Here is a 24,982-nt window from a genome sequence, read left to right as displayed (position 1 = left end):
CTAAGCAAGGGCAAGGGAGGGACAGCGTCTCTGCCTTCTTTGCTACTCTTCCGCATGCATGAAGTGAAATGGGCTGTAGAGCAGACGATTTCCCTGTCCCTCCGGGGTTTGGATGTCAACGTCTACCGTGCTGTGGGCCGCGGCTAGGCTCGTTATGAAGTATTACGAGCGGCTTCAGGTGATCGAGGTGGATGTCATTGGGAGGATGATCCGATGTTTCGTGCCTATGAGCAGAGGTCGGGAACTTCCCGCAGTCGTCAGTCGCCTAGATCGCTGGGTGCCCGCTGACTCAAATAGCAGTCGCCGGACCAAGAAGGCTGACCGTCTACAGACAGCCTAAAACGGCCAGACACTCCGCCCCAAAAAACCTGCCTATTCCCGCCCACGCAAGCTCAGCACCTTGCGCCCGGCATCAATCACATCACTACTAATTTGATAGCTATAAGCGCTTGATAGACAGGCGGTGGAGCCAAATTTTTTTCAAATTTCAGCACACCGCACCACTGAAACCACGCGCGCCCCACCTCGCCCGCGCTCATGGCGCACGGCCACTGAGACCGGCCACACACCGCCACGCCAGCAAAAGCCAACGCGGCGGGGCGTCGAGCACAAAGCTTGCCCTCTTGGGCAGCGGCTTACTTCACCGCAAACCGCACATTCGCCGCCTTCTTGCCCGGCAGTGTCACCAGCGCCACCACCTTGGTGCCTGCTGCGACCTTGAAGATGCCTTTGGTTTCGAGCCTGCCCTCGCCTGCCGGTACAAGCACAGCCTCGGATTTTTCGGTGCCGTTCAGCAGGGTGAGCTTGGCGCTCACGCCCTCGGTCTTGGCGGGTTTGCCGTGGTCGCGCAGGTGCAGGGTGATGGTGTCGGGTTTGGCGACGAGTTCATAGTCCATGTCGTTGGCTTCGGCCACGATGCCGCCGTGTTGGGGCTTGTGGTCGTGGCCTGCGCCGTGGTCGCCAGCGGCGTAAGCGGCGGTGGTGGCCACACCTGAGAGGGCCAGGGCAGCGAAAAGTTGGCGGGTGGTTTTCATGAGAGTCCTTTCAAAAGGTGAATGAAAAAGCAAACGAACAAATAAAGAGAACAAATACAAAACAAGAAAAGCTCAAAACGCCTCGGCGTTCTTGTCGTCCAGCAGGCGTTCGGCATCCTTGCGGCCAAACAGCCAGAACAGGGCCGGGGTGAGGAAGGTGTCGAGCAGCGTGGAGCTGATGAGGCCACTGAAGATCACCACCGCCACCGGGTGCAGGATTTCGGTGCCGGGGCGCTCGGCCTCCAGCAGCAGTGGGGCCAAAGCAAAGGCGGTGACCAGGGCGGTCATCAGCACGGGGCTCAGGCGCTCCAGCGAGCCGCGCACGATCATGGCGGTGTCAAAGCGCTCGCCTTCCACGCGCATCAGGTTGAGGTAGTGGCTCACTTTCAAAATGCCGTTGCGCACCGAGATGCCCGCCAGCGTGATGAAGCCGATCAGTGCCGCCACCGACAGCGGCTGGCCCGACACCCACAACCCCAGCACCGCACCCACCAGCGCCAGCGGGATGTTGGCCATGATGAGGGCCGAGAGCGTGGCCGAGCGGTAGCGGGTGTACAGCACCACAAACATCAGCACCAGCGAGACGATGGCCAGCAGGCCCACCAGGCGGCTGGCTTCTTCCTGCGCCTGGAACTGGCCGCCCAGAGTGATGAAATAGCCCTCGGGCAGGCGGGTGTCGCCCACAGCCTGGCGGATGTCGGCCACCACGTCGGACAGCGCCCTGCCCTGCGCGTTGGCCGACAGCACGATGCGGCGCTTGCCGTCGTCGCGGCTGATCTGGTTGGGGCCGTCGCCCTCTTCGATGGTGGCCAGGCGCGACAGGGGCACGGGGCCACGGGGCGTGTCGATCAGCACACGCGCCAGGCCGTCGATGGAGCGTGCGCTGTCGGGCAGGCGCACCACCAGCGCAAAGCGGCGGCTGCCTTCCACCACCTGGGCCACTTTGTCGCCCTCCACCAGCGTCTGCAGCGCGGCCAGCACCTGGGGTGCGGGCACGCCCATTTGGGCAGCGGCGGCGTAGTCCACGCGCACGGTGATCTGCGGCGCCAGCACCTGCTTTTCCACCTCCAGGTCGGCCAGGCCGGGGATGCCCGCCAGCCGCGCGCGCAGGGCCTCGGCCTGGCCGCGCAGGGTGTCCAGGTCGTCGCCAAAGAGCTTGATGGCGATCTGCGAGCGCACGCCCGACAGCATGTGGTCGATGCGGTGCGAGATGGGCTGGCCGATGGCGATGGCCGCAGGCAGGTGCGCCAGGCGGCTGCGGATGTCAGCCTGCACCTCGGCCATGCTACGCTTGAGCTCGGCCGCAGGCAGCAGGCCCACATCCAGCTCGCTCACGTGCACGCCTTCGGCATGTTCGTCCAGCTCGGCGCGGCCGCTGCGCCGGCCCACGTGCGTGACCTCGGGCACCTGGCGCACCAGCACCTCGGCCTGGCGGGCCAGCGCGCTCGATTCGGCCAGCGTGACGCCGGGGTTGAGCCGCATACCGACGAGCAGCGTGCCTTCGTTGAACGGCGGCAAGAACGTGGTGGGGAAGAACGGCACCGCCGCTGCCGACAGCGCCACCGCCACCGCGCTCACGGCCAGGGCTGCACGCGGCCGCGCCAGCACAGCCGAGAGCCCGCTGCGGTAGCGCGCCTTGAGCCAGGCCACCACGCGCGTGTCGCCATGGTCCAGGTTCTTCATGCGCGGCAGCAGGTAGAACGCCAGCACCGGCGTGACGGTGACCGACACCAGCAGCGAGGCCAGCGTGGACACGATGAACGCAATGCCCAGCGGCACAAACAGCCGCCCCTCGATGCCCGGCAGCGCAAACAGCGGCAAGAACACCAGCACGATGATGGCCGTGGCATACAGGATGCCCGAGCGCACTTCCATGGACGCGAGCTTGACCACCTCGATCGGGTGCAGGCGGTGGTGGGGGTGCTTGGCGCGGTCCATCTTTAGGCGGCGCAGCACGTTCTCCACATCGACCACCGCGTCGTCCACCAGGCCGCCAATGGCAATGGCCAGACCGCCCAGCGTCATGGTGTTGATCGACAAGCCGAAATACTTGAACACCAGCGCCGTGATGAAGATGGACACCGGGATGGCCGTGAGCGCAATCACCGTGGGCCGCAGCGTGCCGAGGAACACGAACAAAATCACCGCCACAAACACCGAGGCGCCCATGAGCTTGCCCTGCAAGGTGGTGACCGAGGCCTCGATGAAGCTTGCCTGACGGAAGGTGACGCGCGGCGCCTCCATGCCTGCGGGCAGGGAGTTCTTCAGGTCCACCAGCGCGGCCTCGATGCTGCGCGTGAGGCCAATGGTGTCGGCCGTGGGCTGCTTCTGGATGCCCAGGATGACGGCGCCCTGCCCTTCAAAGCCCGCGTCACCACGCTTGGTAGCGGCGGCAAAGGTGGCATCGGCCACCTGGCGCAGCAGCACGCTCTGGCCATTTTTGGCGGTGAGGGCCAGGTTCTGCAGGTCTTCGAGCCGCGAGGTGCGGCCCAGGTGGCTGATGAGGTATTCGCGCCCACCCAGCTCCAGAAACCCGCCCGAGGTGTTGGCCGCAAAGCCCTTGAGCGCGCCCGTGAGCTGGTCGTGCGTGATGCCCAGCGCCGCCATGCGCGCCGTGTCGGGCAGCACCTGGAACTGGCGCACCTCGCCACCGATGGGAATCACCTGCGCCACGCCGGGGATGGCCATGAGGCGCGGGCGCAGCACCCAGTCGGCGTACTCGCGCACGGCCATGGGCGTGGTCTTGGCCGCGTCGATGGGGATGGCCACCTGCATGATCTCGCCCATGATGGAGCTGATGGGCCCCATGCGCGGCGTGATGCCGCTGGGCAGGCCTTCCTCCATGGACGACAGGCGTTCGGACACCATCTGGCGCGCCCGGTAGATCTCGGTGCTCCAGTCAAAGGTGACGTAGATGAAAGACAGGCCCGCACTGGAGGTGGAGCGCACGCTCTCCACACCGGGCAGGCCGTTCATGGTGGTCTCCAGCGGGAACGTGATGAGCTGCTCCACCTCTTCGGCGGCCATGCCGCCCGCCTCGGTCATGAGGGTGACGGTGGGTTTGTTGAGGTCAGGGAACACATCCACCGGCGTGCGCGAGAGCGTGAAGGCGCCGTAGGCCATGAGCACGGCGGCGGCGATGAGCACCAGCAGCCGGTTGACGAGGCTGTTTTCGAGAAGCCACTTGAACATCGTGACTCCTTAGCGGACCTGGTTGATGAGCGTGGCGCCCTGCGTGGCCACGCGGTCGCCGGGCTGGAGGCCCGAGGTCACGGCCACCGAGGTGCCATCGAGCGGCACCGCAGTGACCACCCGTGGCACAAAGCGCTCGGGCGACTCCTTGACCCAGACGATGGTCTGGTTGGCCGGGTTGCGCAACAGCGCGGCGGCGGGCACTTGCACGCCCTCGACCTTGTCGGTGGACTGCACGAACACCCGCACCGGCTGGCCCAGGGCCAAGGCGCCAAGCGCAGACGAGTCGCCCGCAAACTGCAGCGGCTGCGCCTGGTCGCGCAGGCTGCGCGCCGCGCCCAGAAAGCGCAGTGGCACGCGCTGCCCGGCCACGGCCAGCGTGGCACCGGCCACGCTCTGGGCCTGTGCCGGGTCGTAAGCCAGGGCCTCGATGCGCAGGCGCGATGGGTCTACCACCTCAAACACCAGTTCGCGCGCATCCACCACCTGCCCAGCCACGGCATTGGCCGAAGCGACCACGCCCGACACCGGGGCCACCAGCGCATCGCGTGTGGCCAGGCCCGCGCCCACAGCGCCCAGGCGCTGGGTGAGGCTGTGCAGCTCGCTCTCGGCCGCCTCGATGTCCTTGCGCGGCACGGTGTCGGCGAGTTCCGTGAGGCGTGCGACGCGCCGTGCAGCGAGGTCGCGGGCAGCACGCAGCTGGGCCTGTTGGGCCAGTTGGTTGGAGCGCTCGATGGCGCCCGCCGTGGGCACCACGTAGGCCAGCACCTCGCCCTTGCGCACCGCCTGGCCCACGCCCGGCAGGCCCTTGGGCCCGGCCTCCAGCCGCCCGGCCAGCACGGCCTGCACCTTGCCGCCTGCGTTGGGGTCCATCACCACGGTGCCCGCCAGTTCGAAGGCCTTGGCGTGTTGCCCGGTGGCTGCCACCAGAGTGCGCACGCCCAGTTGGCGCTGGGCGGGTTTGGGCAGAAACACGCTGCCATCGGGCTGGCGGCTGGGGCCGTTGCCGGTGGGCGCAGGCGGCGCGTCGCCATGGTCGTGGCCGGGGCCTGCCAGAGCTGGCAGGGGCGCGCTGAGCGCGACGACCATCAGCAGGGCCAGCAAGGAAGGCATGGGGTGGAAGCGCTTCATGCTGCACCTCCCACGCGCTGGGTGTTGCCAATACGGGCAGTACGGCCCCGGCGCAAACCCCACACGGCGACCAGCGCCAGCAGCACGGCGGCCACGGCGCCTGCAATCAGCACAGTGCGGCGGGCCAGCCCTGCCGGTGCGGCATCGGTGTGGGCGGCGGGGTGCAGGTCGATCTCGCCTGCGAGCAGGTCGGTGTCATTGCCTGCGGCCACGGTGGCGGTGACGGGGCTCACACCCTCGGCCAGCGGGGCGGCCAGGGTGGCCTGGAACTCGCCCTCGGCCACGCGGGTGACGGGCACGCTGGTGCCCGCAATGTCCAGCTCCAACCGGGCGTCCTTCACGGGGCTGTTGTCGCCCGCGTGGTCCAGATAGAGCGCGATTTTTTGCCCGTCGAGCACGCCCACCAGTTCAAACAGGTCGGAGGTGGCGGCAAAACGCGGCAGGGCTGTGCCCGCTGCGGCTGCCGGGGTTTCGCCATGGTCGTGGCCAGCACCAGCCAGCGCTGTCGGCGGTAGCAAGCCCAGCAGCAGGGCCAGGCCCAGTGTGGAGAACGTGGAAGAGAGTGTCATGGTTGTCTTAAAAATTGGTCGGGATGCACAGGGAGCTCATTGCGGCAGCAGGCCCAGGGCTTGGCGCAGGTGGGAGATGGCGGCCGCTGCGTCGATGCGGGCGCGGGCAAGCTGGCGTTCGGCCTGGGCGGCCTCCAGCTCCACACGCAGGCGCGTGGGGCCATCGGCCTCGCCCAGGCGGAAGGCCTTGTCGATAAAGCCGCGTGTGCCCTGCGCCAGCGCCGCGTGGCGTGCCAGCGCATCCCGCTGGGCCTGGGTGGCTTTCACACGGGCCATGGCGGCGGCGATGTCGGCGGCCAGGCGGTCACGCTCTGCGGTAGCGCGCGCCTCGGCGGCAACGGCATCTGCGCGGGCGGCGGCCTGCTTGGCCTGCGCTCGGTCACCCCCGCCCAAGGGCACGCGCAGGCCCACGGTGAAGGCCTGCTGGTAGCGGTCGCCCGCCTGCTCGCGGCCGCGCGTGGCGGCCACGGTCAGCTCGGGGTTGGCGCGGGTCTGCACGGCGGCCAGGTCGGCGGCGCGGCGGGCCACCTCGGCCTGGTCCTGCCAGTCGGTCGCCGCAGGGTGCTGGGCAGCGGCGGCCGTGGCATCGGGCACGGGGGGCTCGGGCTCTGCCCCGTCCGCCAGCGCCAGGGTGGGCGCGGCCTGCACGCCCCAGGCAGCCAGTGCGGCCTGCGCTGCGTCCCGTGCGCCCTGGGCCTCGGCCATGGCGGCGTCGGCCTGGGCCACGGCGCCGTCGGCCTGCGCCTGGTCGGCACGCGACAAGTCTCCCGCGCGCACGCGGCGCGCCACGTCGGCGGCCAGGCGCTGCGCGTTCAGCAGCCGGTCTTGCGCCAAGGCCCAGTCGGCCTGCGCGCGCTGCGCTGCCCACCAGGCTTCGCGCACGGTGGCGGCCAGTTGCAGTTGCGCGGCGCGCTGGCGGCTGTTAAGCGCCTGCGCTTCCGCATCGGCCAGCGCGGCCTTGCGGGCGCGCTCGCCGGGCAGCCACAGCGGCAGGGCCAGGCCCACTTCGGCTTCGCGGCTGCCCTGGTTGCTGCCGGGGCGGTCGGTTTTGGTGGACAGCTCCAGTGCTATGGGCTCGGCCGTCCAGGCCGTTGCGGCGCTGCGTGTGGCCTGCGCGGCCTCGCGCCGCAAGGCAGCAGACTGCGCTTCGGGCTGGCGCTGCCAGGCTTGGTCAAACAGGGCCTGGAGTGTGAGCGGCGCTGTGCCGGGGTGTGCGGTCTGGGCCTGTGCGGCACTGCCCAGCAGTGCCCAGCCCAGCGCCATCACCACCAGCGCGGCAATGGACGTGTGTTGTCGTTGTGTCTTTGGTTGCATCCGATTCCTCTGCAGTGGCCGGGGCCACAGGTTGAAATCGGCGAGGCGCGATGGATGGAGGGGACGGTCAGCGGTGCACGCACGCCAACAGCAAGACGCGCACCGCTACTGCCAGGGAAGGCAGGTCTCCAACATCATCAGGAAAAGAAACGGAGCCACCCAAGCCCCCGCCTCGCCGCTCAGGCGAAGAAGGACCAGTTGGGGCGTTCGGGCCGCGTAAGGGGTGCGGGTGGCCAGGCGGGTGCGCCACGGCCACCACGATGGCCTGGGCGCTGGCACTGTGCGCCAGGCCGCCGCCTGTGCCGTGGCAGGCATGGCAGTCCATGTCGGCCAGAGTGCTGGGGCTGGCGCCCGGGGCCGAGTGGTCGGCCCCTTCGTCGCCATGGTGCTCGTGCACATGGTGGCCAAAGTGCGATGCCTGCGGCGCTGACTCGTGCTCGCAATAGGGCGAGGCCGCCGCCCAGATGGACTGGAGCGGCATGAACACCAACAGAAAGACGAGCAGCAAGCGGCGCATGGGCAGCGGGATTCTAAGCAGGCCGCACCACCCGCCCCGCCAGATAGCCTGACGGGTTGAGGGGCCTAGCCCCGTGGGTTGCACAGGCACACCATGCAGATGCTTCACTTTTTATAGCAAACTTTGAGAACCATAGCGCGGCAGAGGCCATTTTGACTACAGAAATGCCATTCACTGCGCCGCCACCAGGTACTGCGGCACCCCGTCGGCCGCCAGCACTGGCGTGCTGTGCACGCCCCACACCTGCGCGATGGTGGCGGGGGTGAGCAGGTGGGCTGTGGCGTGCACGCTGCGCGGGCCCGCCAGGCCCGGGGCGAGCAGCAGGCTGTCGTGTGCGTAGCGCAGGGCCAGGTTCAGGTCGTGCAGCACCGCGACCACACCCACGCCCTGCTCCACCGCCCAGCGGCGCACCAGAGCCAGCGTGTGGTGCTGGTGGGCCAGGTCGAGGGCGGCGGTGGGCTCGTCCAGCAGCAGCCAGCGTGTTGCGCCATCGGGCAGGGGCTCCCAGATCTGGGCCAGCGCGCGGGCCAGGTGGCTGCGGGCGCGTTCGCCGCCCGACAAGGTGTTGATGCTGCGCCCGGCCAGGTGGGCCACGCCGGTGGCCTGCATCGCTTCGGCCACGATGCGCGCCTCGTGGCGGCTGGGCTGCTGGCGGTGGGGAAAGCGCCCCATCTCCACCACCTCCTGCACCGTGAAGTCGAAGGCCACGGCCGTGTCCTGCGGCAGCACGGCACGCTGGCGGGCCAGGGCTTGGACGCCTTTGCCGGACACCGGTTGCCCACCCATCCACACATGGCCCGAGCGCGGCGCGCGCTGGCCCGAAAGCATGGTCAGCAGCGTGGACTTGCCCGCGCCGTTGGGGCCCAGGATGGCCGTGACGCGCCCGGGCACGAACTGCGTGTGCACGGTGGCCAGCAAGGGCCTGCCGGGCACGCCCACACCCAGCTGGTCGCACACCAGCAGATCGGCGGTGGTGGTGACCCGGGATGCGACGGCGGCATTCATACCTTGCTCCGGAACTGGCGCAGCATGGCCAGAAACAGCGGCACGCCAATGAAGGCCGTGAGCACGCCGAGCGGCAGCTCGGCAGGCTGCACGATGGTGCGCGCCACGCCGTCGGCCGCAAGCACCAGCGCGGCACCCAGCAGGGCCGAGCCCGGCAGCACCACGCGGTGGTCCGGCCCCGCCACCAGGCGCACCCAGTGCGGTGCCACCAGGCCGATGAAACCGATGATGCCGGTGGCCGCCGTCACCGCGCCCACGGCCAGCGCGGTGACCAGGACCGCCAGGCGCTTGGTGCGCTCCACCGGCACGCCCAGCAGAGCAGCCTGCGCCTCGCCCAGCGCAATCGCGTTGAGCGGGCGCGCCAGCGCCAGGCCCAGGCCGCAGGCCACCGCCACGATGGCGCCCACCAGCGCCACGGCGCTCCAGCGCGCGCCGCCCAGGCTGCCCAGCAGCCACATCTGGAGGTTGCGCAGCTGCTCGTCGGTAGAGATGAAATTGAGGTAGCCCAGCCCCGCCAGCGCCAGCGCATTGACCGCCACGCCCGCCAGCAGCATCAGCCCCATGCGCGTGCCGCCATCGGCCTGCGCCAGTGCATAGATCAGCGCCGTGACGAGCAGGCCGCCGCAAAAGGCCATGCCCACCAGTGTCCAGCTGCCTAGCGTGCGCGGCAGGTCGGGCAGCCAGTGGCTGCCCAGCACGATGGTGACGGCCGCCGCCAGCGCGGCCCCGCTGCTCACGCCCACCAGCCCGGGGTCGGCCAGCGGGTTGCGAAACAGGCCCTGCATCAGCGCACCGGCCAGCCCCAGGCCCGCCCCGGCGGCCACGCCCATCAGCAGGCGCGGCAGTCGGATGTTGATGAACACCAGGTATTCGGGTGCCTGCTCGGCCGACGGCGCTGCACCCAGGGCCTGCATCAGCACCTGCCACAGCTGGGCGGGTGCAATGGCGTAGGCGCCCTGCGTGCTGGCCCACACGAACGCGAGGCCCACCAGCGCAACGCCCCACAGCAGCGCTGCGCGCGGCGACAGGCGCCGCAAAGACCAGCGCGCACCCGGCTGCGCCACGGCCACGCTGTTCACGCGGTGATCGCCTGGGTGCGGGTGTGCAGCTCGCGCACGGCAGCAGGCAGGCGCGGGCCAAAGCCCAGCAGGTGGCTGGCCTCCATGGCCACCAGGGCCTTGCGGCGGTAAGCGGGCGTGAGTGCCAGCTCAGGCCGCTGCCAGAAAGCGGCCTCGCCGCCCAGTGCCTCGATGCCCTGCGTGCTGTTGAGCAGCACCTCGGGCGCGGCGCTGGCCATGGCCTCGGCCGTGAGGGGCCGGTAGCCTGCGAACTGCGTGATGGCATTGGTGGCACCCGCAAAGCGGATCAGCGCATCGGCCGCTGTGCCAGTGCCTGCCACCATGGGGCTGCCGCCGTGCGACAGAATGAAGATGGCGCGCGGGCGCCGCGTGGCGGCTGCCACCTGCTTTTGCACCGCCGCCCACTGCGCATCCAGGTCCGCCTGCAGAGCCTGGGCCTCGCGCTCGCGGCCCACCACGCGGCCCACGGTGGCGACCTTGCGGCGCACTTCGTCCCAGGTGTGGTCGGCCTGCACCAGCTCCACGCGCACACCGGCGCTGCGCACCTGGTCCAGCACCACGGGCGGCCCGGCCTCGGTGGTGCCCACCACAGCGTCGGGCTTGAGGGAAAGCAGACCCTCGGCCGAGAGCTGGCGCATGTAGCCGACCTTGGCGGTCTTGAGCGCGGCCTCGGGGAACAGGCTGGTGGTGTCAGTACCCACCAGCTGGCCCTGGGCGCCCAGCAGGTAGACCACCTCGGTCAGCGCGCCGCCCAGCGAGACGATGCGCGCAGGGCGGGCTGCCCAGGCGGCCCCAGATCCCATCGCAGACAACAAAGGCAGCGCTGCCACACCGCGCAGCAACCGCCGACGTGCGCCAACTTGCCCCCAGCTTTGCACGGCCATCGGATCACGCAGCATGGGCCAGCTCCTGCACGCCAGGCAAGCGTGCCACCAGGTCGCGCCAGCCCTGCAATTCGGGCTTGCCGGGTTTGCGTGCACCGAAGAACATGACCATCAGCTCGCCCGCGTGGTCAAACGCCTCGACCGAGGTGACAACACCATCGGCCGTGGGCTTCTCCACCACCCACACGCTTGCAATCATGTCGGTGCGCAGGTGCAGGTTGAAGCCTTCGTCCAGCACATTGATCCACTGCGCACGCGGCGTGTCGAGCGGCTGGATATTGCGCACCGGCCCGGTGTGGATCTGGATGCAGCCGCCGCTGCCCACAAACACCATGATGGGCAGGCCGTCCACCGCCGCTTCGTCCAGCAGGCGCGCCACGGCCTGCGGTGCGGCGCGCCAGGCAAACTGGCCTTCGACGAGGCGAAAGCTCTGCTGGCGCTCCACGCCGAACTTTTTGGTCAGGCCGAAGAATTCGTGTGTGTCCTGCATGGCGGCCCAGGCCTCGCGCAAGCCCTGGGCGTCGATGTCGGCGTCAGGCAGCAAGGCCGCTGGCGCGGGCTCCGGACCAAACACGTAACCCGCGCTGGGTTGCACGAAGCGGCTCACCACCGCGTCGAACGCAGCCAGGTCGGTGGCATCGCGCGTGAATATCTTGTGCACCGCGCGGCCATGTGCGTTGTAGAACTGCAGGCTGCGCGATGGCGGTTTGGCGGGGTCGCTGGCCAGCTCGGTCACTGCAAAACCCGCATGCCACTGCGCAAAGAACAGGCGCAGGTCGATGTCTTCGCCCAGCGCGATGCCCACCGGCCCGGTGGCCGACACGTGCGTGTACACGCCGGTCTTCTCGTGCACCGTGCCTTCGTTGCGCGTGAGCGCCATCAGCGGGCCGCAGGCTTCGAGCGCCTGCAACAGTTCCAGCCACGAGCCCTGCAGCGGCTGGGCCTTGAGCGGGTGGCCGTGCTCGCCCGCATGGGCCGCCACGGCGGCGCCTTCCGACAGCCCCAGGCTCTCGGCGGCGTCCTTGGCGCGCTTGCCTGCGGCGCGGGCTGCGGCGAACCGCTCACGGATGTCGGGGGCGGCCTGCGGCGGATGGGCCGGAGCGCTTGGGGGGTTCGTCACAGCGGCATTCATTGCACGGCCTCCGGCGCGATGTGCCACAGCACGCGGCGTTGTTCGGCAGCCACCATCGCGGCGCTGGCGGCCACGTCCTGGCGCGCCTTGCATTGCTGGTCCCAGCGGCCTTGCAGGCTCCAGACCACGGTGCGGAAGTGCGGCGTGAAGCCCTGGGCGTCGGCCAGCATCTGCAGGTTGGCCGCGATCTTGCTGCCCATGGCGTCGCGGTGGCTGTCGCAGCAGGCTTGCACATAGCCCGTCATCAGGGCCAGGGTGCCCGCCAGCAGCGCCTCGGCGCAGGGCAGGCTGTATTCCTCGTCGGCGTGGCTGCCCGTGTTGGGCTGGTGTGGAGCGTGGCTCATGGTGATCTCCTTGGGTGGATGCCTGGGGATAGAAATGCAGGGAACGGGCGCTCAGAAATCCGCCACCAGCGAGACACGCACGGAGCGACCAGGCTGGCTGTAGGCGTCGATGAAGCTGGCGTTGGCGGCTAGGCCGCGCACGTCGGCCCAGCGCCAGTGCTTCTTGTCGGTGAGGTTGTAGATGCCCGCGTTCAGGCGCAAGCCCTTGCGAATGCGCCACTGCGCGGCCAGGTCCAGCACCGTATACGAGGGCGCGAGGAACTGCGTGCTGCCCGTGGCCACGCTCACGTCGCTGGCCTTCTTGGCGGCGGCATGGGTCATGTCCAGCCGCGCCATCCAGCCACCGGTGTCGTAGCGCAGTCCCGCCGTCAGGCGCGATGGGTCCACGGTGTTCACCGGCTTGCCGGTGGTGGTGTCGCGGCCGCGCGTCTGGCCGTAGGAAAACGGAGAACTCCACTGCCCGCCCGCCCACTGGCCCCAGCGCATGTCGCCCTTGACCTCGAAGCCGCTCAGCTTGACGCGGCCGATGTTGACCGACTGGAACACCAGCGGGTTGCCCGGTGCGCCTGTGCCGCTGACCTGGCGCAGGTCTTCGATGAAGTCCTTGTAGCGGCCCGTGAACGCGGCGGCTTCGATGGACAAACGCTCCAGGCGCCCGCGCACGCCCAGCTCAAAGTTCTGGCTCTTCTCCGGCTTGAGGTTGGCGTTGGGCACCGTGCGGTAGTTGCCCACCGGGTTCTCGAAAAAGGCGTTGACCTGCCCCGCATTGGGCGCACGGAAGCCCGCCGCGTAGTTGCCAAACACGCTCCACTGCTCGCTGGCACGGTACAGCACGCCGAACTTGGGCGAGGTGGCATTGCCCGAAAGCGACACCGCCTGCGCGCCAAAGCCCGCCTGGTCGGCCTTGATGCGGAAGGTGTCGAAGCGCACGCCGGGGGTGATGCTCCAGGGCCCGCTCACGAACTCGTCCTGCACATACAGGGCCGTGCTGGTCTCGGTGGTGTCGGGGAATCGCTTGAGCGGGAAGGTCTCGCCCGTGGGCGGCGTCACGCCGGTCTGCAGGTTCTCGACCTTGGCCGCCGTGTAGTCCAGGCCGTAGGTGATCTTCTGCACCCATGGCCCGCCATTGCGCAGCACCTTGCTGCCCTGCAGGTTGGCCTGCCAGGTGCGCTCGTCATAGGTCACGTCGCGCACGCGGTCGGCGGCCGTGCTGCGGTCTTCGGTGATGTACTCGCGCGAATGGGCGTCCTGCCAGCTCAGCGTGGCCTTCACATCATCGGCAAACGCGGTGTTCACGCGCCAGTTGCCTTCCCACGTCGCACGGCTGCGCTGCATGTCGGTGAACGAGGTAGAGCCCAGCACCGAGGTCGCGGCCAGCGGCGGCTTGGAGCGTGCGGTGAGGAGTTCGTAGTCGGACGTCTTGTCCACATGCTCCAGCGTGAACACATGGCGCTGTCCGCCGCCGGGCGTCAGCACCACCTTGCCCAGCAAAGCGCCGCTTCTGTCTTTCTGCGGATTGGGCTTGGTGCGGTCGGCATTGGCCGCATCGTTGGCGCCCATGTTGTCCAGCTCGCTGGCGCGCGTGACGTTGCCGCCCAGCAGCCACTGCACCGTGTCGCCCGCCTTGCCCGCCACCGTGGCGCCCACGCGCTTGCCGTGCTCGTCGCCGTCATATCCCAGGCTCACCCGGCCGCCGATGCGCTTGTCGCCGTCGAGAAATGCCGAGGGGTCTGCCGTGATGAAGTTGACCAGGCCCGCCATGCCGTCGGAGCCATACAGCGCCGAGGTGGCGCCGCGCACCACCTCGATGCGCTGCAGCAGCCCGATGTCCAGGTAGTCGCGCCCGAAGGCGTTGGCGCTGAAGACATAGCTGCGCGGCAGGCGAATGCCATCCACCATCATCAACACGCGGTTGCCGTCCAGCCCCCGGATGTTGAAGCCCGCGTTCTGCTCGCGCCCGGTGGAGCCACTGGCCAGCGTGAAGCGTGCGGGCGAACGGGTGACCGACACGTTGGGCAGCTCGCGCGCCACGTCGCGGATGTCTCGCACCTGGCCTTCCTCGATGGCCTGCGCATTGATCACGTCGATGCTCATGGGCAGCTCGTCGCGGTCCTGCTCGCTGCGCGAGCCGCTGATGACCACTTCTTTGAGCTGCGGCGCTGCAGCCACCAATTGGGCCGCATCTTGCGCATACGCGTTCCCGATGGCGGCGCACGCACAGGCCACCAGCCATGCAAGCGGCAGCAGACGGCCTTGCAACCATTGATCGGAGGGGCGCGCCTGTGCGCACCGGGAACAAAACGGAGGGGAACGGAATGCCTGCGCCACGGAGGGGAGTCCTTCTCTGAAACGACAACGAATACAGAGCTGGCTCCATGCAGACGGCCTTGGCTTCTGCGCGCAGAAGCATGGGCCGTTGTGGCTGGCTGATGGGATGAAATTATATGAGAATAATTCTCAATAGCAACAATTTAAAACCCTTCTTGATGGTGCCTTACAAGCCCAAGCACAGCCGCTTTCTCCGCAAACGTCGGCGCCATCCAGCCATCCAACGTAACACCGCCTGGGCAACTCCAGCCTCTCCCGGACAGCCACCCCAAAACAAAGCGACTGGATGCCGAAACATCCAGTCGCTCTTATTTTTATAGCTATTAGCACTTATCCATCAAGCGCCAGGGGGCAACTTTGTTGGAATATTCCCCGCATCACTAACCCTACCTTTGCGGGAAAGAGTTTGGGAGAGGGGACGTGCGGTGCAGCTTTACGCTGCCACGGCTTCGCGCTGCGCTTCGGGAGCCTTGGCGCCTTCGGCCGCAGCCACCACCGGCATGCGGATCAGGTGGTCGAAAGCACTCAGCGCCGCCTTCGATCCGTCGCCCGCAGCAATCACGATCTGCTTGAACGGCACCGTGGTGCAGTCGCCCGCTGCGAACACGCCGGGGATGTTGGTGCGGCCGTGCGAGTCGACGATGATTTCGCCGAACTTGGACAGCTCCACCGTGCCCTTGAGCCACTCGGTGTTGGGCACCAGGCCGATCTGCACGAACACGCCTTCGAGCGGCACCAGGTGCTCCACGTTGGTGGCGCGGTCCTTGTACTTGAGACCGTTGACCTTGCCGTCGGCGCCGGTGATTTCGGTGGTCTGCGCGTTGGTGTGGATGGTCACGTTGGGCAGGCTCTTGAGCTTGTTGACCAGCACGGCGTCGGCCTTGAGCTGGTCGGCAAACTCGATGAGCGTGACGTGGGCCACGATGCCAGCCAGATCGATGGCAGCCTCGACACCCGAGTTGCCGCCGCCGATGACCGCCGTGCGCTTGCCCTTGAACAGCGGGCCGTCGCAGTGCGGGCAGTAGGCCACGCCCTTGTTCTTGTACTCGGCTTCGCCGGGCACGTTCACGTTGCGCCAGCGGGCGCCGGTGGACAGGATCACCGTCTTGGACTGCAGCGTGGCGCCGTTGGCCATCTGCACGCTGATGAGGCCACCTGGCTCGGCCGCGGGGATGAGCTTGTCGGCGCGTTGCAGGTTCATGATGTCCACGCCGTAGGCGCGGGTGTGGGCTTCGAGTGCGGCGGCAAACTTGGGGCCGTCGGTTTCGAGCACCGAGATGTAGTTTTCAATCGCCAGCGTGTCATTGACCTGACCGCCAAAGCGCTCGGCAGCGACGCCGGTGCGGATGCCTTTGCGGGCGGCGTACACAGCGGCCGCGGCGCCTGCTGGGCCACCGCCGACGATGAGCACGTCGTACGGTGCCTTGGCGCTGAGCTTGGCGGCCTCGCGGGCGGCGGCGCCGGTGTCGAGCTTGGCGACGATTTCTTCGATGGTCATCCGGCCCGAGCCGAACACCTGGCCGTTCAGGAACACCATGGGCACGGCCATGATTTCGCGGTCGTTCACTTCCTGCTGGAAGGCGCCGCCTTCGATCACGGTCGTCTTGATCTTCGGGTTGACGATGGCCATCAGCGACAGCGCCTGCACCACGTCCGGGCAGTTGTGGCAGGTCAGGCTCATGTAGACCTCGAAGTTGAAGTCTCCATCCAGCGCCTTGATGGAGTCGATCACATCCTGCTCGACCTTGGGTGGGTGGCCGCCCGTCCACAACAGGGCCAGCACCAGCGAGGTGAATTCATGGCCCAAGGGCAGGCCGGCAAAGCGCAGGCTGTTGGCGGCGCCCGGGCGCTTCAGGCTGAAAGATGGCTTGCGTGCATCGTTGCCGTCGGTGCGCAGGGTGATCTTGTCGCTGCGCAGGGATTGGATGGTCGTCAGCAGCTCGCGCATGTCGCGCGCCGTCTCGCTGTCGTCCAGGGAAGCCACCAGCTCAAACGGCTGCTGCACGCGCTCCAGGTAGGCGGCGAGTTGGGTCTTGAGTTGTTCGTCGAGCATGGTGGTGTCCTTTGAAATTCGAGTTGTGGTGTCTGGGAGGGTGACGCCAAAAAGGCTGCAGTTCAAGCCTGCTTGTCAACGTCCGGGCGTAAAAAAGCCGGACGGCATGGCGCGATGGCGCCATGACGCTGTCCGGCTTTGGAGGAGCCGTGGATTAGATCTTGCCAACCAGGTCCAGCGAAGGCGTCAGCGTCTTGGCGCCTTCCTTCCACTTGGCGGGGCAGACTTGGCCAGGGTTGGCGGCGGTGAACTGGGCAGCCTTGAGCTTGCGCAGGGTTTCCGACACGTCACGGGCGATTTCGTTGGAGTGAATTTCCATGGTCTTGATCAGGCCATCGGGGTTGATCACGAACGTGCCACGCAGTGCCAGACCTTCTTCAGGGATGTGCACGCCGAAAGCGTTGGTCAGCTGGTGCGTTGGGTCACCGACCAGCGGGAACTTGGCCTTGCCCACGGCGTCGGAGGTTTCATGCCACACCTTGTGCGAGAAGTGGGTGTCGGTGGTCACGATGTAAACCTCGGCACCGGCCTTTTGGAATTCAGCGTAGTTGTCGGCAGCGTCTTCGATTTCGGTGGGGCAGTTGAAGGTGAAGGCTGCAGGCATGAAGATCAGCACGGACCACTTGCCCTTGAGGGACTGCTCGGTCACTTCGATGAATTCACCCTTGCCGCCACGGTTGACAAAAGCGGTGGTCTTGAAGGGCTGAACTTGCGTATTGATCAGGGACATTGCTGTTTCCTTAGTGGTTGGTTGACTGAACAGGACTGAAGTTTAGGCATTTCCAAGCCATCAATCCAATTAATTGATTACATCGAATCAATTGCCAATTACTATACAACGCACTGTGCGACCTCCCGGTGACATCCCTGGCGAGCCGCAGGGCACACAGGATGTGAACGCGAACGCCTCTCAGCATCACACGCAGCCCGCGCGCCACAGCAGGGGCTTGCCTTGCGCTCCAAGATATTGGTCAAAGACGGCTATCGCGCTTTAACGAATAGCGCCTAAAGCTCACTAATTCATAGCAAAGGCCTGATTCACAAGCTCCAAACACTGCTGATTTGCTCCGTGAAGAGCTCTAAACCCCGCCAGTGGTGACGATTGCCACGCTTTGCCTGCGCAACACCGTGCGCCTGCACCTGCTGATGCCGCTGGATGCGGGTGTGGGCTGCCCTGCTGTAGCTTTCGCTCGTACGGGAGCGGCGCGGTAGTGCGAGTGACGAACGCGTAGAGCCACAGGATTCAGCGCTGCGCGAACGCCGCGCGTTGGAGCCGGACCCACCGATTTGTTGTGACTGGCAAGCCCACCAATCGCCTTGTTCACATCCACGCTCAGGATGCGCGGGTCCCGTTGAGCAAACAGCTTTTCAAGCTGTGGCCTGGTGATAAAAAGGTACACCAGCCCCATGTGCGCATCGACCTCTGAAAGCACGGGCAACGCCTCCACACCGGCAGCTTTGAGAATCTCGTCCAACGCGCGGGTGTTGGCATCCATCTGGTAGCGGCGCGCCTTGGGGCTTTGGTGAGGCAAGTGTGTGTAAGTCACGCCACCTCGCAGAAGGATATGGATTTCCGCACGGCCTTCACGCGCCGCAACGCGCAGCGCGTCCTCATGCCAGATGGCCGACGGCTGGCGCACAAAACCACGCGGCCGCACCGCCCGCACATGCACGCTTTCCACCAATCCAAAAAACGCCACCCGATCAATTTTGGCCTGCACCACAGGCGCGAGCTGGGGGTTCTGCCTGCGGTCGATACCCTTGATATGCTGCGCAAACGGCTCGGTAAGCAGGCGGTCCAGCACTTCGTTCACTTCCGAGGGGCCGTCAAAGCGGGTGCTGCCGTCGGGTAGCAGGGTATATGGCGGCTCTTCGGTAGCCAGTACCAAGTCCACCTCTACGGTGGGTGAGGCGACGAGCGCATCGTCGATCGCTTCGAAGCTGCCATCACCGGCACGTTCACGCCCCCAGCTCCTGCCCGTTGGATCAATGGAAAACTTTTCGGCCAATGCGGTGCGTGAAAGCATGGCGATGCCCGCCGAGTCGGTATAAAACCCAATCCACCCCAATCCGTTGTTCCTGCGGCCAGTGGGAAAAGCGGAATCGCCCAATTCCGCATACAGCCGATCGGCCAAGGCCTGCAGCCGCAATGTCTGTTCTTCTGACCGCGTGCGCCAGGCGCTGCGATCGAGGGTCACCATGACCCGCACCCAGCCGGTACGCTGAACTTGCTGCTGAAGCATTGCAAGTTCATAGGGATGAATCTCCGACGCAGTGGCTTGGAAAGCCACTGCGGCCAGGGCCGCCAACAGGCTTGCGGCGCGCGCCCGGATGCGTGCAATGCCACCCGAAGGGAAATAGGGGAAATGGATTGGTGGTGCCATGTTGTGCTCCCGAATTGCGCCGCTTGCTCAGTGCCACATATGTCGAACGGTGTGGCGTCTTGCAAATGAGCCACGTTTGCCCTGGCGCAACAACCATTTTTTGACCATTGAGTGCGCATACACAGGCGGCACCATGCTTCTTCCTGAACGCGAACACCTCTCAACATCAAACGCAGCCATTGCGTAACCGCAGGGGTTTACCTTGCGTGGGTTGATGCAGGTCACGACAATGCGTATCGCATCAATTCACAAACCAGAACAAGGAGTCCCCATGAAAGGTGACGCACAGGTCATTGGCCATCTGCAGGCCCAGCTCAAGAACGAACTCACCGCCATCAACCAGTACTTCCTGCACTACCGCATGCTCAAGCACTGGGGCTTCGACAAGCTGGCGAAGAAGGAGTATTCGGAATCCATCGGCGAGATGAAGCATGCCGACTGGCTCATGGACCGCATCTTCACGCTGGACGGCCTGCCCAACCTGCAGGACCTGGCCAAGATCCAGGTCGGCGAAGACGTGCCAGAGATCCTGGCCTGCGACCTGCGCGCCGAACAAGGCGCACAAGCCACCATCAAGGATGGGATCGCCCACTGCGAAAGCGTGCGTGACTATGTATCGCGCGACCTGCTGCAGAAGATCCTGGACGACACCGAGGAGCACATCGACTTCCTCGAGACCCAGATCGATCTGATCGGCAAGGTGGGCCTGCAGAACTACCTGCAGTCGCAGATGGGCGATGTGGAGTAAGGCCACGGATCGCCAGATCGGTCCACGAACACGGGCAGAAAAATCAAAACGGGCTTCGGCCCGTTTTTTTGTGCCTGCGCGCTGCAGCTTGGAAAATATTTCTCCCGGACAGCAATGCCCCCTGCGATCACGGGTTGTTGCAAGTGCACATCAAAGGAAGAAAATTTCCGCAACATAAATGCGAATGCTTCTCAACAAAAGTAGAATATCAGCCTACCACCAGCGGCCGGGTTCAGTGACCCCCTGATTCCCGAGCCCGCCAGCAAGCCAGTCAGCCCGGCTCCAGCCGCCCGTTGCAGCCAGCGTTTGTGCGTTTTGTACCCACACACCTGTCTGGAGCTCTTTGCTGATGCCGCACCGTACGACCCACCCCTGCCTTGCGGGGCCCTTGCCCACATACACCCCCGGATATCCCCGGGCCCTGCCATGAAGGCCACCCGCGTCGATGGACGCTACCGGCTGGCCATAACCTCCCGCTCCGTGGCGGCGATAGGGGGCGGCTACGCGCTGGCGGCAGGCTTCTCGGCGGCGCTGTCGCTCCTGCTTGCGCAATGCATGCCCCGCGTGGAGGCTGTGCTCACGGCCACCATGCTCTCGTGGGTGGTGTATGCCGCTGCCGCTGGCTGGGCTTTTTACACACGCACCGCCTGGGGCGCCTGGGGTGGCACGCTGCTGCCCGCACTGGTGCTGGGCGCCTGCGCCACGGCACCGCATTGGATGAAGGCAGCGGCATGACCAGCAGCACACTCCCATCGCAAACCCCAGCCGAACGGGCTCCTGCAGCCACCGCGGCCAACACTGCGTCTGAAGCAGCACGCTCAGCCAAGAAGCCCAAGGCGCCCAACGACCGCGAAGGATTCCGCCAGGCCATGTCTTGGCTGCACACCTGGGCCGGATTGATCCTGGGCTGGCTGCTATTTGCAATCTTCCTGACCGGCACGCTGTCGTTCTTCAAGAACGAGTTCAACCTGTGGATGCGCCCCGAGATGCATGGGCTGCAGCCGGTGGATGCCACCGATCCGCAGGTGGCGCAAAAAGCCATGGACGCGCTGGTGCGCCGGGTGCCCAACGTCACGCAGTGGATCATGCACCTGCCCGACGACCGCGACCCTGCCGTCAACATCCTGTGGCGCGACACGGGCAATGGCCGCTTCGAGACGCTGCGCATGAACCCGCAGACCGGCGAGGCCATCGACGCGCGCCAGACCATGGGCGGCGACTTCTTCTACCGCTTCCACTTCGAGCTGCGCACCGCGCAGAAGGGGCGCTGGACCCTCGAAGGCCGCTGGGTGGTGGGCGTAGCCACCATGCTGATGTTTGTAGCGCTGATCTCGGGGGTGATCACGCACCGCCGCATCTTCAAGGACTTCTTCACCTTCCGCCCCACCAAGGGCGGCCAGCGCGCCTGGCTGGACGCACACAACGTCAGCGGTGTACTGGTGCTGCCGTTCTACCTGATGATCACCTTCAGCGGGCTGATGATCTTCCACACGCTCTACATGCCTGCAGGCATTGCCACCGCCTACAAGGGCGAGAACGGCGTGGACTCCAACGCGTACTTTGCCGACCTGCAGGGCGAGAAAGCCGAAAGCCGCCCCCGGCGCAGACCGGGCGACAAGGTAGAGCCCCTGCCCGCTATTGCACTGCCGTCCATCCTGACCGAAGCGCGCACCCGCTGGGATGGCGGGCGCATCGGCAGCCTGCAGGCACGCCGCGACGCCAAGGGCCGCGCCGTGGTCGAGGTGACGCGCCACGAAGGCGACCGCTTGCAATACCGACCACCGCGCCTGCTGTTTGATGCCACCACCGGCCAGTGGCTGGACCAGGCCGATGCCACCGGCCCCGCCGTCAAGACCTACGGCGTGTTGTACGGCCTGCACATGGCGCGGTTTGCCGACATCGGCCTGCGCTGGGCGCTGTTTGGCTTTGGCGTGTTGGGCAGCCTGATGATCGCCACCGGCATGGTGCTGTGGTCGGTCAAGCGCAGCGCCAAGTCGCAGACGCAGGCCAGCCGCAAAGGGATCGCCGCCAATAAAGACAACAGGGCGGGCGTCGCACCCACCAAGGCGCCGTTTGGCGAGCGCCTGGTGGCAGCCATCAACATTGCCACGCTGGCGGGCCTGCCGCTGGCCTGCGGCGTGTACATCGCCTCCAACCGCCTGATCCCGCTGAACGCTGAGGGCCGGGCCGATGTGGAACTGGCCTGGTTCTTCAGCGCCTGGGGCCTGGCCCTGCTGTGGGCGCTGGCCTGCGCCGTGGTGCGGCCCAGCCGCATGGGCTGGTCGGTGCCGCTGGGCGCAGCGGGGCTGGTGTGGGCGTTGCTTCCGGTCATCAACGCCCTGACCACCCACACCCACCTCGGCGTCACGATGCCGGCGGGCGAATGGGTGTGGGCCAGCATGGACCTGGCGTTCCTGACCACCGGGCTGGTGCTGGGCTGGCTGTCGTGGCGGCTGCGCCCGGGCCGTGCCCGGAAGGGCAAAGCCGCTGAGGCCAAAACACCGCGCACTGCCCCGGCGGCCGCATTGCCTGCGGCCACCGAAGTGTCTGTTTCAACGTCGGGGGCTTGAACACCATGTCCGCATTTCTGCTGTGTTTTGCGGCCTGGTCGGTGATGGCGTTGGGCATGGACCGCCACCATGAAGACGCCACAGGCCGCGAAGGTGCGGCCCGCCGCCTGCAACAGCTGCGCCGCGCGGGGTGGCTGTTGCTGCTGCTGTCGCTGTGGCTGGCCGCACATCCGGCCGATGGCGTGTCTGCTTCGCTCGGCGTGACCGCATGGGCCGTGGCCCTGTCAGCAGCTGCCGTGGCCGTGACGGCCACTGTGACCTGGCAGCCCCGGCGCACACCGCTGCTGGCGGGGTTGGCCCTGCTGGCAGGCCTCGCCGCCTGGGCAGGGGGGTGGTGAGCGGAAAGGATGCGGCGGCCCCTCTGGCTCGTCGCACTTTCTGATCCGCCTCTCACCCCTGCATTTTTTCATCCCGCTCTCTGCGCCCCCCCAGCCACCGGCCCCATGGGCCCGCGCCAGGCCCGGTGCTTGCGGAGCCGTTTTCAACCGCGTTGCGCACACACCAAGGACAAACCATGCACGCACCTTTCCGCCGCCCCTTCCGCCACCCCCAGGCCCTGCACCCGCTGGCCGCTGCCGTCCTGGCCGCGTTCTGCGGCACCGCGCTGGCGCAAGCAACACCGCCCTCTGCGCCGCCCCAGACGCTGGGCGAGGTCACCGTGCAATCCACCAGCGGCGATGACGGCTATTCGCCCGCCGTCAGCTCCTCGGCCACCAAGGGCAGCGCGCCGCTGCGCGATGTGCCCCAAGCCGTGAACGTGGTACCCGAGCAGCTCATGCGCGACCAGGGTGCGCGGTCGATGGAAGACGTGCTGCGTAACGTGCCCGGCGTGGCCATGAGCCACGGCGACGGCCAGCGTGACCAGGTGGTGATCCGTGGCTTCACCGCCATTGCCGACCAGTTCGTGGATGGGGTGCGCGACGATGCGCTGTACTTCCGCGACCTGGCCGACATCGAGCGCGTGGAGGTGCTCAAGGGCCCCGCCGCCGTGCTGTACGGGCGCGGCTCCTCCGGCGGCCTGATCAACCGCGTGACCAAGAAACCCAAGTTTGGCGAGACCTCGGGGGAGGCTTCTCTGGGCCTGGGCAGTTACGCCTTTCGCCGCGCCACGGCCGATGTGAATGTAGGCATCAGCGACACCGCTGCCTTCCGCATCAACGCCGCAGTCGAAGACTCGGGCAGCTACCGCGACCAGCAGTTCGTCAAGCGCCACAACTTCGCGCCGTCGCTCGCACTCAAGCTCGCCGCACAGACCGACTTGCTGCTGCAGTACACCAACGCCCGCGACAAGCGCCTGACGGACTTCGGCATTCCCGCACTCAATGGCCGTCCAGTGAATGTGCCCGCCAGCACCTACTACGGCTCCAGCAACGCCGCACAAGACGACACCACCACCAGCACCATGCAATCGCTGGCAGCCACTCTCAACCACCGCTTCAACGACGACTGGTCGGTGCGCAATGTGACACGCGCATACGACTACACGCTGGACCGCTACAACACCCTGCCCGGCGGCACCACCAACCCGGTGAACCTGTCCGTGGGCCGCACACGCTCGTTCATCCTGCGCGACGAAAGCGGCCTGTTCAACCAGACCGACGTGACCTGGCGCAACCAGCTCGGGGGCCTGAAGCAGGAGTGGCTGATGGGCATGGAACTGGGCCAGCAGAAGAAGCGCGCGGAGTCCGTGTCGGGCGGAGCAGACCGTGTCTCCATCTTCAACCCCGCCGGCGTAGCCGCGCCGGTGATACCTGCCGCCAGCTACACCGCCGACAGCGCCATCCCCAGCCACACCACCCAAGACACAGCGGCGCTCTACTGGCAAAACCAGATCACGCTGGCCCCGCAGTGGAAGGCCCTGGTGGGTGCGCGCTACGACGTGTTCAAGCAGCAGACCGAGTTTGACCGCAAGCTCTCCGCGTTGTCGCGCACCGACAAGAAGTTCAGCCCCCGCGCAGGCCTGGTCTGGCAGCCCAGCGACGCCGTGTCGTACTACGTGTCGTACAGCAAGTCGTTCCAGCCTTCGGCAGAGACTTTTGCACTGGCCGCCAACAACACCGCCAACGAACCAGAGATCACGCAGAACAAGGAAATCGGCGTGAAGCTCGACCTGCTCGATGGCCGCATGAACGTGACGGGCGCGCTCTTCAACCTGGAGCGCACCAACATCAAGAACACCGACCCCACCAACCCCTCGCGCCAGATCAACGTGGGCACGCAACGCACCAACGGCCTGGAGCTGACCGCCAACGGCCGCCTGCCCGGCCGCTGGGATGTAAGCGCCGGCTACGCCTGGCTGGATGGCCGCATGACGAAATCACTGGCCACCACCACCTCCACCCAGTTGCCCACCGCCGCCATTGCCGCCCAGGGCAAAGTGCCTGCGCTCACTCCCCGCAATTCCGCCTTCCTGTGGGCCATGAAGGACCTGGGCCACGGCCTGCGCGTGGGTGGCGGCGTGAACTACGTGGGCGCCCGCTTCACCTCGCTGACCAACCTGGTCACCCTGCCCGGTTACACGACGCTGGACGCCGCCCTGCAGTACACGCTGGGCCAGTGGGATGTGGACGTGAACATCAAGAACCTGGCCAACCGCAAGTACTACGTGTCAGCCCACGGCAGCAACGACAACCTGATCTTGCCCGGATCTCCGCGCGCGGTGCAGGTCACACTGCGCTCGCACTTCTGACAAGGGCTG

The 24,982-nt window shown here is 66.8% G+C and carries 20 protein-coding genes; 5 read left to right on the top strand and 15 right to left on the bottom strand.

All coding sequences use genetic code 11. The features are described from left to right. Positions 1–635: 635 nt before the first annotated feature. The 15 genes from N4G42_RS08815 to N4G42_RS08745 form a co-directional block, all read right to left on the bottom strand. Positions 636–1,034: a hypothetical protein gene (locus N4G42_RS08815; RefSeq protein WP_260666902.1), complete on the bottom strand. Its 399-nt coding sequence runs from the start codon at positions 1,032–1,034 to the stop codon at positions 636–638. Positions 1,035–1,106: 72 nt separating this feature from the next. Further along, complete coding sequence (locus N4G42_RS08810) at positions 1,107–4,226, bottom strand: efflux RND transporter permease subunit (RefSeq protein WP_260666901.1); 3,120 nt, start codon at positions 4,224–4,226, stop codon at positions 1,107–1,109. Between the two features lie 9 nt (positions 4,227–4,235). Then, positions 4,236–5,357 (bottom strand): efflux RND transporter periplasmic adaptor subunit, encoded by a 1,122-nt coding sequence (locus tag N4G42_RS08805; RefSeq protein ID WP_260666900.1) that lies wholly within the window; start codon positions 5,355–5,357, stop codon positions 4,236–4,238. Beyond that, the gene (locus tag N4G42_RS08800) at positions 5,354–5,926 is read right to left on the bottom strand and encodes a hypothetical protein (protein ID WP_260666899.1); all 573 of its coding nucleotides are present in this window, start codon (positions 5,924–5,926) and stop codon (positions 5,354–5,356) included. The genes N4G42_RS08805 and N4G42_RS08800 overlap by 4 nt, the downstream gene beginning before the upstream one ends. 36 nt (positions 5,927–5,962) lie before the next feature. Further along, positions 5,963–7,240 (bottom strand): TolC family protein, encoded by a 1,278-nt coding sequence (locus tag N4G42_RS08795; protein WP_260666898.1) that lies wholly within the window; start codon positions 7,238–7,240, stop codon positions 5,963–5,965. A 67-nt stretch (positions 7,241–7,307) separates the two neighbouring features. After that, positions 7,308–7,757 carry a hypothetical protein gene (locus N4G42_RS08790; RefSeq protein WP_260666897.1) on the bottom strand — a complete coding sequence of 150 codons (450 nt, stop codon included), beginning with the start codon at positions 7,755–7,757 and terminating at the stop codon, positions 7,308–7,310. Between the two features lie 171 nt (positions 7,758–7,928). Continuing rightward, complete coding sequence (locus N4G42_RS08785; RefSeq protein ID WP_260666896.1) at positions 7,929–8,762, bottom strand: heme ABC transporter ATP-binding protein; 834 nt, start codon at positions 8,760–8,762, stop codon at positions 7,929–7,931. Beyond that, positions 8,759–9,841: a FecCD family ABC transporter permease gene (locus tag N4G42_RS08780; RefSeq protein WP_260666895.1), complete on the bottom strand. Its 1,083-nt coding sequence runs from the start codon at positions 9,839–9,841 to the stop codon at positions 8,759–8,761. Before N4G42_RS08780 ends, N4G42_RS08785 begins: the two co-directional genes overlap by 4 nt. Beyond that, positions 9,838–10,725 carry a hemin ABC transporter substrate-binding protein gene (locus tag N4G42_RS08775; protein WP_409557813.1) on the bottom strand — a complete coding sequence of 296 codons (888 nt, stop codon included), beginning with the start codon at positions 10,723–10,725 and terminating at the stop codon, positions 9,838–9,840. Before N4G42_RS08775 ends, N4G42_RS08780 begins: the two co-directional genes overlap by 4 nt. Positions 10,726–10,729: 4 nt before the next feature. Further along, positions 10,730–11,857: a hemin-degrading factor gene (locus N4G42_RS08770; RefSeq protein WP_260666893.1), complete on the bottom strand. Its 1,128-nt coding sequence runs from the start codon at positions 11,855–11,857 to the stop codon at positions 10,730–10,732. Further along, positions 11,854–12,201: a hypothetical protein gene (locus tag N4G42_RS08765; protein ID WP_260666892.1), complete on the bottom strand. Its 348-nt coding sequence runs from the start codon at positions 12,199–12,201 to the stop codon at positions 11,854–11,856. Before N4G42_RS08765 ends, N4G42_RS08770 begins: the two co-directional genes overlap by 4 nt. Before the next feature lie 51 nt (positions 12,202–12,252). Beyond that, on the bottom strand, positions 12,253–14,460 hold the full coding sequence (locus tag N4G42_RS08760) for a TonB-dependent hemoglobin/transferrin/lactoferrin family receptor (RefSeq protein ID WP_260666891.1): 2,208 nt from the start codon (positions 14,458–14,460) through the stop codon (positions 12,253–12,255). A gap of 502 nt (positions 14,461–14,962) precedes the next feature. Beyond that, entirely contained in the window at positions 14,963–16,582 is a 1,620-nt protein-coding gene (gene ahpF / locus N4G42_RS08755; protein ID WP_260666890.1) for an alkyl hydroperoxide reductase subunit F, read from the bottom strand. Positions 16,583–16,736: 154 nt separating this feature from the next. Continuing rightward, positions 16,737–17,312: an alkyl hydroperoxide reductase subunit C gene (ahpC, locus tag N4G42_RS08750; RefSeq protein ID WP_099729801.1), complete on the bottom strand. Its 576-nt coding sequence runs from the start codon at positions 17,310–17,312 to the stop codon at positions 16,737–16,739. A gap of 349 nt (positions 17,313–17,661) precedes the next feature. After that, positions 17,662–18,966 (bottom strand): hypothetical protein, encoded by a 1,305-nt coding sequence (locus N4G42_RS08745; protein WP_260666889.1) that lies wholly within the window; start codon positions 18,964–18,966, stop codon positions 17,662–17,664. Between the two features lie 271 nt (positions 18,967–19,237). On the opposite strand from N4G42_RS08745, the gene bfr reads away from it, so the two are divergent. The 5 genes from bfr to N4G42_RS08720 all read left to right on the top strand — a co-directional run bounded on the left by bfr (position 19,238) and on the right by N4G42_RS08720 (position 24,973). After that, positions 19,238–19,714, top strand: coding sequence for a bacterioferritin (gene bfr / locus N4G42_RS08740; protein ID WP_099729799.1), 477 nt, complete (start codon positions 19,238–19,240; stop codon positions 19,712–19,714). A 426-nt stretch (positions 19,715–20,140) separates the two neighbouring features. Next, a complete protein-coding gene (locus N4G42_RS08735) occupies positions 20,141–20,449 on the top strand; it encodes a DUF3649 domain-containing protein (protein WP_260666888.1) in 309 nt (102 codons plus the stop codon). After that, entirely contained in the window at positions 20,446–22,284 is a 1,839-nt protein-coding gene (locus N4G42_RS08730; protein ID WP_260666887.1) for a PepSY-associated TM helix domain-containing protein, read from the top strand. Before N4G42_RS08735 ends, N4G42_RS08730 begins: the two co-directional genes overlap by 4 nt. A gap of 5 nt (positions 22,285–22,289) precedes the next feature. Then, the gene (locus tag N4G42_RS08725) at positions 22,290–22,622 is read left to right on the top strand and encodes a DUF3325 domain-containing protein (RefSeq protein ID WP_260666886.1); all 333 of its coding nucleotides are present in this window, start codon (positions 22,290–22,292) and stop codon (positions 22,620–22,622) included. Positions 22,623–22,798: 176 nt separating this feature from the next. Further along, positions 22,799–24,973, top strand: coding sequence for a TonB-dependent siderophore receptor (locus N4G42_RS08720; RefSeq protein ID WP_260666885.1), 2,175 nt, complete (start codon positions 22,799–22,801; stop codon positions 24,971–24,973). Positions 24,974–24,982: the final 9 nt, after the last annotated feature.

Origin of the sequence: Acidovorax sp. K2F (assembly GCF_025246485.1) — a bacterium.
Lineage (GTDB): Bacteria > Pseudomonadota > Gammaproteobacteria > Burkholderiales > Burkholderiaceae_C > Acidovorax > Acidovorax delafieldii.
Note: the sequence above shows the minus strand (reverse complement) of the source record. Positions and strands in the feature narration are given on the sequence as shown.